Source organism: Pseudomonas sp. P42, assembly GCF_017973755.1.
GTDB lineage: Bacteria > Pseudomonadota > Gammaproteobacteria > Pseudomonadales > Pseudomonadaceae > Aquipseudomonas > Aquipseudomonas iridis.
This window is the reverse complement of record NZ_JACOPU010000003.1, coordinates 82,099-97,244: the sequence shown is the minus strand read 5'-3', so window position 1 is coordinate 97,244 and position 15,146 is coordinate 82,099. Positions and strand designations below refer to the sequence as shown.

Genomic DNA, 15,146 nt, shown 5'->3' with positions numbered 1-15,146 from the left:
CCTGGCGATGTCTGACGACTGAGCGAGGTGATTGATTTGGAAATGTAGAGAACGCCATGTCCGACCACGATATTTTGAGCGACGCCGAGCGTGAAGCGCTCAGCGCCGTAATGCTCGAACCCGACCTGCCGCCGCAGCGTGTACTGATCGTCGATGACGACAAGGACGCCCGCGAGCTGCTCGCGGAGATTCTGGCGTTGGACGGCATTCGCTGCATGACCGCCGCCAGTGGCGAAACCGCACTGAAGATGCTTGAGGAAAAACCTTCCATCGGGCTGGTGATCACCGATCTGCGCATGGGCAATGTCGGTGGACTGGACCTGGTTCGTCAGGTGCGCGAATCGGTGCGGGCGGCGATGCCGATCATCATTGTGTCGGGCGATGCCGATGTGAAAGACGCGATCGCGGCGATGCACTTGAGCGTGGTGGACTTTTTGCTCAAGCCGATTGATACGACGAAGTTGCTGGGGTTGGTCAAGCATGAGTTGGGGATTGAGCCTTAGCGCCACCCGATCATTCCAACGCGGAGCGTGTGAACGATCAAGAATCAAAAAAAGCCCTGATCAAAGATCAGGGCTTCTTCATATCCAGCGGCTACGCACAATTACAGGCCGTTGGCAGCCTTGAACTCACGACGACGACGGTGCAGAACCGGCTCGGTGTAACCGTTCGGCTGTTTGGTGCCTTCGATCACCAGTTCGACCGCCGCCTGGAAGGCGATGTTGCTGTCGAAGTTCGGTGCCAGCGGACGGTACAGCGAGTCGTTGGCGTTCTGACGATCGACCACCGGCGCCATGCGCTTGAGGCTTTCCATCACTTGCGCTTCGGTGACGATACCGTGGCGCAGCCAGTTGGCGATGTGCTGGCTGGAGATACGCAGCGTCGCACGGTCTTCCATCAGGCCGACGTCATTGATATCCGGCACTTTCGAGCAACCAACGCCCTGGTCGATCCAGCGCACCACGTAGCCGAGAATGCCCTGGGCGTTGTTGTCCAGTTCGTTCTTGATCTGCTCTGGTGTCCAGTTCGGGTTGACCGCCAGCGGAATGGTCAGGATGTCGTCCACCGAAGCGCGAGCACGTTTGGCCAATTCGGCCTGACGGGCGAACACGTCGACCTTGTGGTAGTGCAGCGCGTGCAGCGCAGCAGCGGTCGGCGATGGCACCCAAGCGGTGTTGGCACCGGCCAGTGGGTGCGCGATTTTCTGTTCGAGCATCGCTGCCATCAGGTCGGGCATCGCCCACATGCCTTTACCGATTTGTGCACGACCTTGCAGGCCAGTGCTCAGACCGATATCGACGTTCCAGTTCTCGTAGGCGCCGATCCATTTCTCGGCCTTCATGTCGGCCTTGCGCACCATCGGGCCGGCTTCCATGGAGGTGTGGATTTCGTCGCCGGTGCGGTCGAGGAAACCGGTGTTGATGAACACCACGCGCTCGCTGGCCGCCTGGATGCAGGCCTTGAGGTTGACCGTGGTGCGGCGCTCCTCGTCCATGATCCCGACTTTCAGGGTGTTGCGTTTCAGGCCGAGCACGTCTTCGATACGGCCGAACAGTTCGTTGGTGAACGCTGCTTCTTCCGGGCCGTGCATCTTCGGTTTAACGATGTAGACCGAGCCGGTGCGAGTGTTCTTGCGCGAAGTGTTGCCGTTGAGGTTGTGCATCGCCGCCAGACAAGTCAGCAGACCGTCGAGGATGCCTTCCGGCACTTCGTTGCCGTCTTTGTCGAGGATCGCGTCGATGGTCATCAGATGACCGACGTTGCGCACGAATAACAGCGAGCGGCCATGCAGGGTCACTTCGCCGCCATCGACTGTGGTGTAGCTGCGGTCCGGGTTCATGGTGCGAGTGAAGGTCTGGCCGCCCTTGGCGACTTCTTCCGACAGATCGCCCTTCATCAGGCCGAGCCAGTTGCGGTAGATCACCACTTTGTCGTCGGCATCGACGGCCGCCACGGAGTCTTCGCAGTCCATGATGGTGGTCAGCGCGGCTTCCATCAGCACGTCTTTGATGCCGGCCGCGTCGGTCTGGCCGACAGGGGTGCTGGCGTCGATCTGGATTTCGAAATGCAGACCGTTGTTTTTCAGCAGGATCGCGATTGGCGCGTTGGCGTCGCCCTGGAATCCGATCAGCTGTGCATCGTTACGCAGACCGCTGTTGCTACCGCCCTTGAGGGTGACCACCAGTTTGCCGTCAGCGATTTTGTAGCCGGTCGAATCGACGTGGGAACCCGCGGCCAGTGGCGCGGCTTCGTCGAGGAAAGCACGGGCGAAGGCGATGACTCTGTCGCCACGCACCTTGTTGTAGCCTTTGCCTTTTTCCGCGCCACCGTCTTCGCTGATCGCGTCGGTGCCGTAGAGGGCGTCGTACAGCGAACCCCAGCGAGCGTTCGAGGCGTTGAGGGCAAAGCGCGCATTCATCACCGGCACAACAAGTTGCGGGCCAGCGGTACGGGCGATTTCGTCATCGACGTTTTGCGTCGTTGCTTGGAAATCAGCCGCTTCTGGCAGCAGATAACCGATTTCTTGCAGGAAGGCTTTATAAGCCACGGCGTCGTGCGCCTGGCCCGCGTGTTCCTGATGCCAGGCGTCAATGCGAGCCTGGAAGTCATCGCGTTTGGCGAGTAGGGCTTTGTTCTTCGGTGCCAGGTCGTGAATGACCTTGTCGGCACCTTCCCAGAATTTGTCGGCGGTGAGGCCGGTACCGGGAATGGCTTCGTTGTTCACGAAGTCGAACAGGACTTTGGCGACCTGCAGGCCACCGACTTGAACGTGTTCAGTCATTGCTTGCCTCACTCTGCTCAGCTATTTCGCTTTTCAGCTCTTCAATTTACCAATGAAGCCTCTGGCCATTTAAACCACAAACCTGCGGACCAGTACATGCCATTGCTGGCGGCTGGGCTGGGACCAATCAACGGCTTGGGGCCTTGCTGACGGGGCTTTCAGGATTGCGAACATGCCTTGGGCAGACATCGATCCAGCGTTATGTAGTGCGCGCTGCGGCATACTACATGATGAGTTGCGCTTGTGAAAATCAGACTAATTACGTCGTTCTGCGACCCCATGACGCATTGCGGTCACGGCGCGGAACAGGATGTTCTCAAAAAACCATTGGATTGTTCCAGTTAAATATCGAAAGTTGTACACGATTTATCTTCACGTCAGATCGGACGGCGCCCACATGGCCTGCGCATTCCCCTGTGGGAGCGGGCTTGCCCGCGAAGAGAGCAGTCGCTACGACGCACAAGTTCTGCTTGCCTATACTTGCCCTTCCATAACAAAAGTCATGACAAGAGGGCTGCGCCATGGACCATCTCGTACTCACTGTTTTCGCCCCGGACAAACCCGGGCAGGTCGAGCGCATCGCCCAATGCATCGCCGAACATGGCGGTAACTGGCTGGAAAGTCGTATGTCGCGAATGGCCGGACAGTTCGCCGGGATTCTGCGGGTGGGTGTGCCGGCGGAGGCTTACGACGAATTAGTCGATTCCCTACAAGCACTGTCGACTCATGGCATTCGCGTGCTGATCGCCGAAAGCGGTATCGAGCAATCCTGCACCTGGAAACCGATCGCGATGGAACTGGTGGGCAATGACCGCCCGGGGATTGTGCGCGACATCACCCGCCTGCTGAGCGAGCAGGGCGTCAACCTGGAGCGGCTGGTGACCGAAGTGCGCCCGGCACCGATGAGCAGCGAGCCGCTGTTTCATGCCGAAGCGATTCTGGCGGTGCCGTTGACGTTGTCGCTGGATGTCCTGCAATCACGGCTGGAAACCCTGGCGGACGATCTGATGGTGGATCTGGTGTTACGCACAGAGGTTTAACGCTTTGGGTTATCCAGTTTAAACGTGCACCTGCCTGTGGATAACCTGTAGAGACTGCTCTCCAGGCCACGTCCACTGTGGCTCTGCGAGAGTTGATCAAAAAACCGCCAGCATTCAGTGACTTGCGCACAAACGGCGGGGATCACGCTGTGGATAACCTTGGGAAGGAACGCTAAGGGCCGCGATCAACGTGGCCTGTAGCTGTTTGTACGTTTTTTGATCAGCTGCGTCGGCGCAAACTTATCCACGCATCGACGCTGTAAACGGCGAGGCCGGCCCATATAAAGGCAAAAGCGATCAACGTGCTCGACGACATGTGTTCACCGAACAACAGCACCGCTTGCAACAACACCAGCGTGGGCGCGATGTATTGCAGGAAGCCGATCGTGGTGTAGGGCAAATGCCGGGTTGCTGCGTTGAAACACACCAGCGGAATCAATGTTACCGGGCCTGCTGCGACTAGCCACCACGCTTGCGACGTCGTCCAGAACTCGGGTTGAACACTGGTCGCGGTTTGATTGAACAGCAGCCATGCGATGGCAATCGGCACCAGCATCCAGGTTTCCACCACCAGTCCGGGCAATGCCTTGACCGGCGCCTGTTTGCGGATCAAACCGTAGAAACCGAACGTCAGCGCCAGCACCAGCGATACCCACGGCAGACTGCCGACTTGCCACACCTGCTGCGCCACGCCAATCGCCGCCAGCCCCACGGCGATCCATTGCATGCGCCGCAGTCGTTCGCCAAGAATCACCATCCCCAGCAGCACGTTGATCAGCGGATTGATGTAGTAACCGAGGCTCGCTTCGAGCATGCGCCCGTTGTTGACCGACCACACATAGGTCAGCCAGTTGGCCGCGATCAACGTGCCGCTCAGCGCCAGAATCGCCAGACGTTTCGGGTTGTCGAGCAATTCGCGCAACCAGCCTGGGTGCTTCCAGACCATCAGCAGCAGCGCGCCGAACAGCGCCGACCACAACACCCGATGGATGATGATCTCGACCGCTGGTACTTCAGCGATGGCTTTGAAATAGATCGGGAACAGGCCCCAGATGATGTAGGCACTCAGGCCCAGGATGTACCCGCGGCGCGGGTTGGCAGCTTGCATGCAGAATCCTTGCTTAGGCAGCTAACAAAGGAGGGGATTGTAAGGAGGTTGTATAGATGTGTCGTGTCAGAAAGCAAAAAGATCGCAGCCTTCGGCAGCTCCTACATTGGAATGCGTTCCCCTGTAGGAGCTGCCGAAGGCTGCGATCTTTTGATCTTTGCTTCTTGAATCAGAAGAGTTTCAGCGGTTCTTCATTGAGCGCCGACAACTGCTCACGCAATGCCAACACCTGATCGCCCCAATAACGTTCCGTACCAAACCATGGAAAACTGTGCGGGAACGCCGGGTCATCCCAACGCCGCGCCAACCAGGCGCTGTAATGCATCAGGCGCAACGCGCGCAGCGGTTCGATCAGTGCCAACTCGCGCGGGTTGAAATCGTGAAACTCGTTGTAGCCGTCCATCAATTCCGACAATTGCCCCAGGCATTCCTGCCGATCGCCGGCGAGCATCATCCAGATGTCCTGCACCGCCGGACCCATGCGGCAGTCGTCGAGGTCGACGATGTGGAACATCTCGTCGCGGCACATCATGTTGCCGGGGTGGCAGTCGCCGTGCATGCGGATGTTCTGATGCGGCGTGTTGGTGTAGACGTCTTCCACACGCTTGAGCAGATCGCGCGCTACCGATTCGTAAGCTGGAAGCAGGCTCTTGGGGATGAAGTTGCCTTCGAGCAGCGTGGTCAGCGAGGCATGGCCGAAGTTCTGCACGGCGAGGGCTTCGCGGTGTTCGAACGGCTTGGTCGCGCCGACCGCGTGAATGCGCCCGAGCAACTGACCGAGTCGGTACAACTGATCAAGATTGCCCGGCTCCGGCGCGCGGCCGCCGCGACGCGGGAACAGGGTGAAGCGAAAACCGGCATGTTCGTGCAGGGTTTCGCCGTTGTGGATCATCGGCGCGACCACCGGGATCTCGACGTCGGCCAGTTCGAAGGTGAACTTGTGTTCTTCGAGGATGGCCTCGTTGGTCCAGCGTTGCGGTCGGTAGAACTTGGCGATCAGCGGTTCGGAGTCTTCGATGCCGACCTGATAGACGCGGTTTTCGTAGCTATTGAGCGCCAAAATGCGCGCATCGCTCAGGAACCCGATGCTTTCTACGGCATCGAGTACGAGGTCGGGTGTGAGGGTTTCAAACGGATGGGCCATGCTGACTCCTGCGCGCAGCAGGCTGCCGCGTCCGGCCCAGCATGGTAGCGCAGATGGCGGCAGGGGAGTTGGTTGGTGTCTGGTCGGGCCTCTTCGCGAGCAGGCTCGCTCCCACATTTGGGATGCGATCCCCTGTGGGAGCGAGCCTGCTCGTGAAAGCGGTTTATCAGGCGCCGACGACCCCGCCATCCTCACGGGTAATCGCCATCACCGAAGACCGTGGCTTGCCATTCGGCAGATGCTCAGGGAAGGTCGAACCGCCGTTCTCCCCTGGATGCTGAATCCCGACAAACAATGTCTTCTGATCCGGCGAGAAGCTGATCCCGGTGACTTCACAACCAATCGGCCCGACCATGAAACGGCGAATCTCGCCGGTCTTGGGGTCAGCGCAGAGCATCTGGTTATTGCCCATCCCGGCAAAGTCTCCGGCGTTGCTCGAGTCGCCGTCAGTCAGAATCCACAAGCGTCCGGCCTTGTCGAAACCCAAGCCATCGGGGCTGTTGAACATGTTCTGCGGGGTGATGTTTTTCGAGCCGGCCTTCGGCGTGCCGGCGTGCACGCCCGGGTTGCCGGCGACCACGAACAGATCCCAAGCGAAGGTCTTCGATGCATGATCGTCGCGATCGGTGCGCCAGCGCAGAATCTGCCCGTAGACGTTCTTCTCGCGCGGGTTCGGCCCGCCCACCGGTTGCCCGTCTTCGCCGCGCTTGGCGTTGTTGGTCAGGGTGCAATAAACCTGGCCGTCCTTCGGGCTGACCACGATCCATTCAGGGCGGTCCATGCGCGTCGCGCCGACCACACTGGCGGCGAGGCGGGCGTGGATCAGCACTTCAGCCTGATCGGCAAAGCCGCTGCTGGCATCAATGCCGTTTTTGCCGTGGGTCAGTTCGATCCATTGGCCCTGGCCTTTCGGGTGATCCGGGTTGCTGTCGCCGTTATCGAATTTGGCGACGTACAGGGTGCCGTGATCGAGGATGTCGCGGTTGGCTTTGGCGTTGCGGTGGTTGATGCGGTCGCGGCTGACGAATTTGTAGATGAACTCGCCACGCTCGTCGTCGCCCATGTACACCACGGCGCGACCGTCGTTGGTCTCGGCCAGTGCAGCGTTTTCATGTTTGAAGCGGCCCAGCGCCGTGCGTTTGACCGGGGTCGATTGCGGATCGAACGGGTCGATCTCGACCACCCAGCCGTGACGGTTGAGTTCGTTGGGGTTCTTCGCCATGTCGAAGCGCGGGTCGTGCGGGTGCCAGTTGATTTCGCGGCTGGCGGCCGAGACGCCGTAGCGCTTTTGCGCCGCGTCGAACTGCTGCTGGGCGTTGCTGCTGCCGAAGACGTCGGTGAAGTTCTCTTCGCAGGTCAGGTAAGTGCCCCACGGCGTTTTCCCGTTGGCGCAGTTCTGGAAGGTACCGAGGACCTTTTTGCCGTGTTTGTCGGCGGCGGTTTTCATCAGGTCGTGACCGGCCGCCGGGCCGGCGATGCGCAGCGGCGTGTTGCCATGGATGCGTCGGTTGTAACGCGAGCCCTGAACGAATTGCCACTGGCCGTTCTTGCGCTGCACTTCGATCACCGAGACACCTTCGCAGGCCAAGGCCTTGCGCACGTCTTCGGCCGATTGCGGCATGCCGCCGTGCGGGTAGAGGTAACGGTAGTTGGTGTATTCGTTGTTGATCGCCATCAACGCGCGGTTTCTGTCGTCCGGGAAGGCGAACAGACTCATGCCGTCGTTGTTGTCACCGAACTGCACTTCCTGTGCGGCCGCAGTGCCATTGCCACTCGGGTCGAACGCCGGGCCATTCTTTTGCAGGGGCTGGCCCCAACTGATCAGTACTGAAGATTTGTAGCCTTTGGGCAGGCTGATGACATCAGTGGTCGCGGCCGGAATGCTTTCGAAGCCGAGCAGACCGCTGTTGCCAGCACTGACGCCAGTGGCCAATGCGCTGCGGCTCAGGAGGCTACCGCCCAGGAACATCGCTGCGCCACACAGAGCACCGGCGCCGATGAAACCGCGACGGCTGAGGCCGACCATTTTTTCCAGATCAGTCGATTGGTTTTCTTCTAATAGGCTCACATCAGGCTTCCTGCTTGGTTTTGGCAGTCACCTTAATGAGCGTCGATGACGCTTTCGTTGCAGGCCGCGATTAAAGTGACGTGCCGATCAGCACATTGGACGGCGAAAACTGCGCTTGCACGGGTTGCCCCATTGCCAGCCCACGGCTGCGCAAGTCCTGCGGTTCGGCCAGCGCGCAAAGGGTGTGGCCGTTGGGCAGGGAAATCCGCACTTCGCTGGGGCCGTCGTCGGCGTCGAGAATCGCTTCGATGGTGCCCTCCAGATGATTGTGCCCAGGCGTTGCCGGTTGATCGTCGGCCAGCAATTCGAGCCAGCCGGCCTTGATCAGGGCCACCACTTGCGAACCGGTTTGCAGCTCCAGATGCACAGTGCTGTCGTGGGTAATTTGCGCCTCGAGGCACAAGCCTTCGGCCAGCTCCAGACGAATCAGGTCATTGCGCCCCTGCGCGTTGATCGCCACGACTTTGCCGTGCAACTGGTTGCGAGCGCTGGTGCGTAGCATCAAGCGACCGAGCAGGTCGAGGTCGCTGGCGTCTTCGGCGGCTTCCAGCACCTGCGCTTGCAAGGCTTGCAGCTTTTGATAGAGGCGCAGCACCCGTTGACCTTCGCTGGACAGTTTGGCACCGCCGCCGCCCTTGCCGCCGACGGCCCGCTCGACCAGCGGCTTTTGCGACAGGTTGTTCAGCTCATCGATGGCGTCCCACGCCGCTTTGTAGCTCAGCCCTGCGCTTTTCGCTGCACGGGTGATCGAGCCCTGTTCGGCGATATGTTGCAGCAGGGCAATGCGCTGCGGACGACGGACAATGTGCTGGGAGAGCAGGGACGGCATGGACATGAATGGGTGCTTTTTTGCTGTGGCGGTGGAAGGTGAAGTTGGCGGCTTGTGGCGCGCGAGTCAAGCCGTGTGCAGAACCTGTCCGTGGGGGGCGCCCAGCTATTCGTCACTGCGCAATATCGATGCAGGAGCTGCGGCACGCTGCGATCTTTTGATTTTAAAGATCAGGATCAAAAGATCGCAGCGTACCGCAGCTCCTACAGGGGATTGCGCTGACCTCAGGAGCCGGGTTTTGGCGTGCGCGCCAGGCAATACACGTCGACCCTTGCCGCTCCCGCATTCATTAACAATCGTGCAAGGGCCTGGGCCGTTGCGCCTGTGGTCAAAACATCATCAACCAACGCCAGATGCCGACCTTTTACGTTCGCATCTGACGTCAGGGCAAAGGCATTTCGCAGGTTGCGCTTGCGCGCCTTGGCATCAAGATCCTGCTGCGCGCTGGTGTCCTGAATCCTGTGCACAGCATTCTCCTCGCAGGGCAAATCCAGTTGCTTACTCAACCAGCGCGCCAACATCGCTGCCTGGTTGAATCCGCGTTGACGCAGACGTTTAGCGGCCAATGGCACCGGCAACAACGCATCGGGGCGCGGCAAGTCTTCATCGAAGCGATGTTGCAGGTATTGGCTGAGAACGTCGGCGAGCAGATGACCAAACGGCCATTTCGCGTTGTGTTTAAAGCGGGTAATCAAACTGTCCACCGGGAAGTCGTAGCGCCATGGCACGGCGACCTGTTCGTACGCCGGAGGCTCTAGCAGGCACCCGTCGCAGGTCAGGCCGGCCTTGGGCAGCGGCAATGCGCAGGTCTGGCAGTGCTCGCCCAGCCATGGCATCTCGGCTTCGCAGGCGACGCAGATTGGCATTTCTGCTTCTGCTGGCTCATCGCACAATATGCAGCTCTGTACGTTTTTTAAACAGATGTAAACCTGATCTTTGTCTCGTGGTTGACAGCGCATGACACTTCCTTAAATATGCCGAACATCCGTGTAGCGCCTGTGGGTATTCCGTTCCCGCAGCCGCCAGCCAAGCATAACCAAGGAAATACCCATGAGCGCGAGCACCACTGCCACCCTGCGTCACGACTGGTCATTGGCCGAAGTCAGAGCCCTCTTCGTACAGCCATTCAACGACTTGCTGTTCCAGGCGCAGACGGTGCACCGCGCGCATTTCAACGCCAACCGCGTTCAAGTCTCCACGCTGCTGTCGATCAAGACCGGCGCCTGCCCGGAAGATTGCAAATATTGTCCGCAGTCCGGTCACTACAACACCGGCCTGGAAAAAGAAAAGCTGATGGAAGTGCAGAAAGTCCTCGAAGAGGCTGCCCGCGCCAAAGCCATCGGCTCGACGCGTTTCTGCATGGGTGCGGCGTGGAAGCATCCGTCGGCCAAGGACATGCCCTACGTGTTGAAAATGGTCGAAGGCGTCAAAGCCATGGGCCTGGAAACCTGCATGACCCTCGGTCGTCTCGATCAGGATCAGACCGAAGCGCTGGCCAAGGCCGGGCTCGATTACTACAACCACAACCTCGACACCTCGCCTGAGTTTTACGGCAGCATCATCACCACCCGCACGTACAGCGAGCGCCTGCAAACGCTGGCCTACGTGCGTGAGTCGGGGATGAAGATCTGTTCCGGCGGCATTCTGGGCATGGGCGAGTCGCTGGATGACCGCGCCAATCTGCTGATCCAGTTGGCCAACCTGCCGGAGCATCCGGAGTCGGTACCGATCAACATGTTGGTGAAAGTCGCCGGCACGCCACTGGAAAACGCCGAGGACATCGATCCGTTCGACTTCATCCGCATGCTCGCCGTGGCGCGCATCCTGATGCCGCAATCCCACGTGCGGCTGTCGGCCGGGCGTGAAGCGATGAACGAGCAGATGCAGGCCCTGGCGTTCTTCGCGGGCGCCAACTCGATTTTCTACGGCGACAAGTTGCTGACCACTGCCAACCCGCAAGCGGACAAGGACATGCAGCTGTTTGCGCGTCTGGGCATTGCGCCGGAAGCCCGCGAAGAGCACTCCGACGAAGTGCATCAGGCCGCGATCGAACAGGCGTTGGTGGAGCAGAAGAGTAGCGAGCAGTTCTACAACGCCGCGGTGTAAAGACTTGCGCAAACTCCTCTGAAGGAATGCAAACCCCTGTGGGAGCGAGCCTGCTCGCGAATGCGGTCGAATATTCAACAGTGATGTCGACTGGACTGACGCTTTCGCGAGCAGGCTCGCTCCCACAGGGGATCTGTCTATTTGAAAATCGAGGCCTGCATGTCTTTCGATCTCGCCGCACGCCTTGCTGCCCGACGTGCCGAAAATCTCTACCGCCAGCGACCGCTGCTGCAAAGCCCTCAGGGGCCCGAGGTGGTGGTCGACGGCCAGCCATTGCTGGCGTTCTGTAACAACGACTATCTGGGCCTGGCCAATCACCCGCAGGTGATCGAAGCCTGGCGTGCCGGTGCCAAGCGTTGGGGCGTGGGCGGCGGGGCGTCGCATCTGGTGATCGGCCACAGCGGCCCGCATCACGCACTCGAAGAAGCACTGGCTGATCTCACCGGTCGGCCGCGTGCGCTGCTGTTTACCACCGGCTACATGGCTAATCTCGGTGCGGTCACAGCGTTGGTCGGGCAGGGCGATACGGTGCTGGAAGACCGGCTCAATCACGCCTCGTTGCTGGATGCGGGGCTGTTGTCCGGCGCGCGCTTCAATCGTTATCTGCATAACGACGCGGTCAGTCTGGCCAAGCGACTGGAGAAAGCCACCGGCAATACGTTGGTGGTTACCGATGGCGTGTTCAGCATGGACGGCGACCTTGCCGATCTGCCGGCGCTGGCCCGTGAGGCCAGGGCCAAAGGCGCGTGGCTGATGGTCGACGATGCCCATGGTTTCGGCCCGTTGGGTGCTAATGGCGGCGGTATCGTCGAGCATTTCGGCTTGAGTCAGGACGACGTCCCCGTGCTGGTCGGCACGCTCGGCAAAGCCTTCGGCACGGCGGGCGCGTTCGTCGCTGGCAGCGAAGAGTTGATCGAAAGCCTGATCCAGTTCGCGCGTCCGTACATCTACACCACCAGCCAACCACCGGCGCTGGCCTGTGCGACGTTGAAAAGTCTCGAGCTGCTGCGCAGTGAACACTGGCGTCGAGAGCATTTGCAGACGCTGATCCGCCAGTTCCGTCGCGGTGCCGAACAGATCGGCCTGGAGTTGATGGACAGCTTTACCCCGATCCAGCCAATCATGATCGGCGATGCCGGCCGCGCGGTGCGCCTGTCGCAGATGTTGCGCGAACGCGGCTTGATGGTCACCGCGATCCGTCCGCCGACCGTGCCCGCTGGCAGCGCAAGACTGCGCGTAACCCTGACCGCCGCCCACAGCGAGGCGCAGGTGCAGCTATTGTTAGAAGGACTGGCTGATTGCTTTGCCCAACTGTCGACGGAGCCAAGCCATGCGTGATCGCCTGATTCTGCTGCCCGGCTGGGGACTCGGTGTTTCGCCGATGGAGCCTTTGGCCGCTGCGCTCCAAGGACTCGACGAACATCTGCATGTCGAGGTCGAGCCGTTGCCGGAACTCGACTCCTGTGACCTGCAAGACTGGCTCGATGACCTCGATGAGCGCATTCCTCAAGACGTGTGGCTTGGAGGCTGGTCGCTCGGCGGGATGCTCGCGTCCGAACTGGCAGCGCGCCGGGGCGACAGGTGTTGCGGCTTGCTGACACTGGCGAGCAATCCTTCCTTTGTTGCTCATGAACAATGGCCGAGTGCGATGCCCGCCGAGACCTTCGATGCGTTTCTTGCCGGTTGCGCTGCTGACCCACGTTTGACCCTCAAACGTTTCTCGCTGCTGTGTGCTCAAGGCGCGCAAGACCCGCGAGGCTTGTCGCGGCTGATGCTCGGCGGCGCACCGAACACTTCGCCGGCGGCACTGATGGCCGGGCTGGAATTGCTCGCGCAACTGGATACGCGCGAAGCGTTGCAGGCGTTTCGTGGCCCGCAGTTGCATCTGTTCGCCGGGCAGGACGGATTGGTGCCGGCAGAGGCGGCGGGCGAATTGTTCGCCCTGTTGCCGGATATTGAAATTGGTCTGATCGAACAGGCCAGTCATGCGTTTCTTCTGGAAGACCCCCATGGAGTGGCGGGTGCGATCCAGGCTTTTTTACATGAGTGCGGTGATGACTGATTTGTCCCATGTGGCGCTGCCCGGCGGCTTGCCTGACAAGCGTCAGGTCGCGGCCTCTTTCTCCCGCGCGGCGGCCAGCTACGACAGTGTCGCCGAGTTGCAACGTGATGTCGGTACACAGTTGCTGCAGCGCTTGCCTGCGGATTTCGTGCCGTCGCGCTGGCTGGATCTGGGCTGCGGCACCGGGTATTTCAGTCGTGCATTGGCCGGGCGTTTTGCCCATGGCCAGGGGCTGGCGCTGGACATTGCCGAGGGCATGCTTGATCACGCACGACCGTTGGGTGGTGCCGAGCATTTCATCGCCGGTGATGCGGAACGTCTGCCGTTACGCGATTCAACCTGCGATCTGATCTTCTCCAGCCTTGCGGTGCAGTGGTGTGGGGATTTTGATGCGGTGCTCAGTGAAGCTTTCCGTGTGCTGAAACCCGGCGGAATTTTCGCGTTTGCTAGTCTTTGTGTCGGGACACTGTTTGAGTTGCGCGATAGCTGGCGTCAGGTCGATGGTCTGGTGCATGTGAATCGCTTCCGCGAGTTCGCGCGATATGAACAGTTGTGTGCGGCCAGTGGCCTGCGCACGGTGAGTCTGGAGAATCAGGCGCATGTGCTGCATTACCCGGATGTGCGCAGTTTGACCCATGAGCTGAAGGCTCTGGGGGCGCACAATCTGAATCCTGGTCGCCCGGGTGGATTGACCGGGCGGGCGCGGATTCTTGGTCTGGTCGAGGCTTACGAGCAGTTCCGTCAGGCGTCGGGGTTGCCGGCGACTTATCAGGTGGTCTACGCCGTGTTGGAGAAACCCGTATGAGCGCAGCCTATTTCATCACCGGAACTGACACCGACGTTGGCAAGACAACGGTCGCCGCCGGCTTGCTGCATGCGGCGCGTTCGGCAGGGTTGAGCACCGCCGCGGGTAAGCCGGTTGCCTCCGGGTGCGAAGTCACGCCCAAGGGTTTGCGCAACTCGGATGCCTTGGCCTTACTGGCCGAATGTTCATTGCCGCTGAGTTATCAACAGGTCAATCCGATAGCGTTCGAACCGGCTATTGCTCCGCATCTGGCGGCTCGCGAGGCCGGTTTCGCGCTGACGGTGCAATCGCTGCTGACGCCGATGCGCGAGATTCTGGCGATGAATGCCGATTTCACCCTGATAGAGGGCGCGGGTGGCTGGCGGGTGCCGTTGGCGGATCAGGACAATCTCTCGGATTTGGCGATGGCGTTGAAGCTGCCGGTGATTCTGGTGGTGGGTGTGCGGCTGGGTTGCATCAGCCATGCGTTGCTGACAGCCGAGGCGATTGCCCGAGATGGTCTGCAACTGGCGGGGTGGGTGGCGAATATCATCGATCCGAAGACTTCGCGGCTGGAGGAGAATCTGGCGACACTCGCGGAGCGGATTCCCGCACCGTGTCTTGGGCGAGTGCCCAAGCTCAAGGCTTTGAGCGCTGAAGCGGTGGCTGAGCATTTGCAGTTGGACTTGCTCGACTAAGGTTTTGCCTATGGGCAGGCACTGTGCCATTAGTGTTTTTGACGGGTGTTTTTCTGGCGCCTCTGGTTCAATGGCGACTATTGATCCTTCCCAAGGATGAGACCAGTTATGGAAATCTCCGGTAACACAGCTTTTTATGCGGGTTTGAGCTCGATTCAGACCGGGCAGAATCGCGTCGATCAGGCGGCCAGCCAGATCGCCAACAACACCATTGAGCGTTCGGTCACCAGCCAGTCTTCCGAAGTACAGGTCGATCGCCTGCGTGGCCTGGATCGTGCGCAGCAGTCTGATCTGGCAAGCAACATCGTCGAGATGTCTCAGGGCAAATACCAAGCTGAGCTGGGCGTGAAAGTCGTCAAGGCATCCGACGAAGTGCTCGGCACGATCATTGATACATTCGCCTGATTTTCAAAGCTTCCAGCACGCTGAACGCCGCGCATTGTCGCGGCGTTTTTCGTTGTAAGTCCTTCTCGCTCAACTAATCTTCTTTTTATCGTCCATGACTCGATCGAGTCGATGGTGGTT

The 15,146-nt window shown here is 60.0% G+C and carries 14 protein-coding genes; 8 read left to right on the top strand and 6 right to left on the bottom strand.

Annotated elements, in window-relative coordinates; all coding sequences use genetic code 11:
* Positions 1-56: 56 nt before the first annotated feature.
* The gene (locus H8B20_RS09820) at positions 57-503 is read left to right on the top strand and encodes a response regulator (protein WP_210623030.1); all 447 of its coding nucleotides are present in this window, start codon (positions 57-59) and stop codon (positions 501-503) included.
* Between the two features lie 101 nt (positions 504-604).
* On the opposite strand, the gene H8B20_RS09815 is transcribed toward H8B20_RS09820, so the two are convergent.
* Positions 605-2,782: a malate synthase G gene (locus H8B20_RS09815; RefSeq protein ID WP_210623029.1), complete on the bottom strand. Its 2,178-nt coding sequence runs from the start codon at positions 2,780-2,782 to the stop codon at positions 605-607.
* Between the two features lie 521 nt (positions 2,783-3,303).
* Here H8B20_RS09815 and H8B20_RS09810 point away from each other — a divergent pair.
* The gene (locus H8B20_RS09810) at positions 3,304-3,822 is read left to right on the top strand and encodes a glycine cleavage system transcriptional repressor (protein WP_042561426.1); all 519 of its coding nucleotides are present in this window, start codon (positions 3,304-3,306) and stop codon (positions 3,820-3,822) included.
* A gap of 220 nt (positions 3,823-4,042) precedes the next feature.
* Here H8B20_RS09810 and rarD read toward each other — a convergent pair whose 3' ends face one another.
* The 5 genes from rarD to H8B20_RS09785 all read right to left on the bottom strand — a co-directional run bounded on the left by rarD (position 4,043) and on the right by H8B20_RS09785 (position 9,930).
* On the bottom strand, positions 4,043-4,930 hold the full coding sequence (rarD, locus tag H8B20_RS09805) for an EamA family transporter RarD (protein ID WP_042561425.1): 888 nt from the start codon (positions 4,928-4,930) through the stop codon (positions 4,043-4,045).
* Positions 4,931-5,099: 169 nt separating this feature from the next.
* Positions 5,100-6,074 (bottom strand): serine/threonine protein kinase, encoded by a 975-nt coding sequence (locus H8B20_RS09800; protein WP_210623028.1) that lies wholly within the window; start codon positions 6,072-6,074, stop codon positions 5,100-5,102.
* A gap of 166 nt (positions 6,075-6,240) precedes the next feature.
* Positions 6,241-8,142 carry a PhoX family protein gene (locus H8B20_RS09795; protein WP_210623027.1) on the bottom strand — a complete coding sequence of 634 codons (1,902 nt, stop codon included), beginning with the start codon at positions 8,140-8,142 and terminating at the stop codon, positions 6,241-6,243.
* 70 nt (positions 8,143-8,212) lie between these two features.
* Entirely contained in the window at positions 8,213-8,977 is a 765-nt protein-coding gene (locus H8B20_RS09790; RefSeq protein ID WP_210623026.1) for a TOBE domain-containing protein, read from the bottom strand.
* 218 nt (positions 8,978-9,195) lie between these two features.
* A complete protein-coding gene (locus tag H8B20_RS09785) occupies positions 9,196-9,930 on the bottom strand; it encodes a ComF family protein (protein WP_210623025.1) in 735 nt (244 codons plus the stop codon).
* Positions 9,931-10,021: 91 nt separating this feature from the next.
* On the opposite strand from H8B20_RS09785, the gene bioB reads away from it, so the two are divergent.
* The 6 genes from bioB to H8B20_RS09755 all read left to right on the top strand — a co-directional run bounded on the left by bioB (position 10,022) and on the right by H8B20_RS09755 (position 15,026).
* Positions 10,022-11,077: a biotin synthase BioB gene (gene bioB / locus H8B20_RS09780; protein WP_042561420.1), complete on the top strand. Its 1,056-nt coding sequence runs from the start codon at positions 10,022-10,024 to the stop codon at positions 11,075-11,077.
* Between the two features lie 159 nt (positions 11,078-11,236).
* A complete protein-coding gene (gene bioF, locus H8B20_RS09775; protein WP_210623024.1) occupies positions 11,237-12,415 on the top strand; it encodes an 8-amino-7-oxononanoate synthase in 1,179 nt (392 codons plus the stop codon).
* A complete protein-coding gene (locus H8B20_RS09770) occupies positions 12,408-13,139 on the top strand; it encodes an alpha/beta fold hydrolase (protein WP_210623023.1) in 732 nt (243 codons plus the stop codon). The genes bioF and H8B20_RS09770 overlap by 8 nt, the downstream gene beginning before the upstream one ends.
* Positions 13,132-13,944, top strand: a complete 813-nt coding sequence (gene bioC / locus H8B20_RS09765) for a malonyl-ACP O-methyltransferase BioC (protein WP_210623022.1) — start codon at positions 13,132-13,134, stop codon at positions 13,942-13,944. Before H8B20_RS09770 ends, bioC begins: the two co-directional genes overlap by 8 nt.
* Positions 13,941-14,621 carry a dethiobiotin synthase gene (bioD, locus tag H8B20_RS09760; protein ID WP_210623021.1) on the top strand — a complete coding sequence of 227 codons (681 nt, stop codon included), beginning with the start codon at positions 13,941-13,943 and terminating at the stop codon, positions 14,619-14,621. Before bioC ends, bioD begins: the two co-directional genes overlap by 4 nt.
* 108 nt (positions 14,622-14,729) lie before the next feature.
* A complete protein-coding gene (locus H8B20_RS09755) occupies positions 14,730-15,026 on the top strand; it encodes a hypothetical protein (protein ID WP_047303795.1) in 297 nt (98 codons plus the stop codon).
* Positions 15,027-15,146: the final 120 nt, after the last annotated feature.

Coding starts and splice junctions, on each gene's coding strand:
- H8B20_RS09810 (WP_042561426.1), top strand. CDS start 3,304: ATGGACCATCTCGTACTCACTGTTTTCGCCCCGGACAAACCCGGGCAG.
- H8B20_RS09815 (WP_210623029.1), bottom strand. CDS start 2,782: ATGACTGAACACGTTCAAGTCGGTGGCCTGCAGGTCGCCAAAGTCCTG.
- H8B20_RS09800 (WP_210623028.1), bottom strand. CDS start 6,074: ATGGCCCATCCGTTTGAAACCCTCACACCCGACCTCGTACTCGATGCC.
- bioD (WP_210623021.1), top strand. CDS start 13,941: ATGAGCGCAGCCTATTTCATCACCGGAACTGACACCGACGTTGGCAAG.
- H8B20_RS09770 (WP_210623023.1), top strand. CDS start 12,408: ATGCGTGATCGCCTGATTCTGCTGCCCGGCTGGGGACTCGGTGTTTCG.
- bioF (WP_210623024.1), top strand. CDS start 11,237: ATGTCTTTCGATCTCGCCGCACGCCTTGCTGCCCGACGTGCCGAAAAT.
- bioC (WP_210623022.1), top strand. CDS start 13,132: ATGACTGATTTGTCCCATGTGGCGCTGCCCGGCGGCTTGCCTGACAAG.
- H8B20_RS09820 (WP_210623030.1), top strand. CDS start 57: ATGTCCGACCACGATATTTTGAGCGACGCCGAGCGTGAAGCGCTCAGC.
- H8B20_RS09785 (WP_210623025.1), bottom strand. CDS start 9,930: ATGCGCTGTCAACCACGAGACAAAGATCAGGTTTACATCTGTTTAAAA.
- bioB (WP_042561420.1), top strand. CDS start 10,022: ATGAGCGCGAGCACCACTGCCACCCTGCGTCACGACTGGTCATTGGCC.
- rarD (WP_042561425.1), bottom strand. CDS start 4,930: ATGCAAGCTGCCAACCCGCGCCGCGGGTACATCCTGGGCCTGAGTGCC.
- H8B20_RS09755 (WP_047303795.1), top strand. CDS start 14,730: ATGGAAATCTCCGGTAACACAGCTTTTTATGCGGGTTTGAGCTCGATT.
- H8B20_RS09790 (WP_210623026.1), bottom strand. CDS start 8,977: ATGTCCATGCCGTCCCTGCTCTCCCAGCACATTGTCCGTCGTCCGCAG.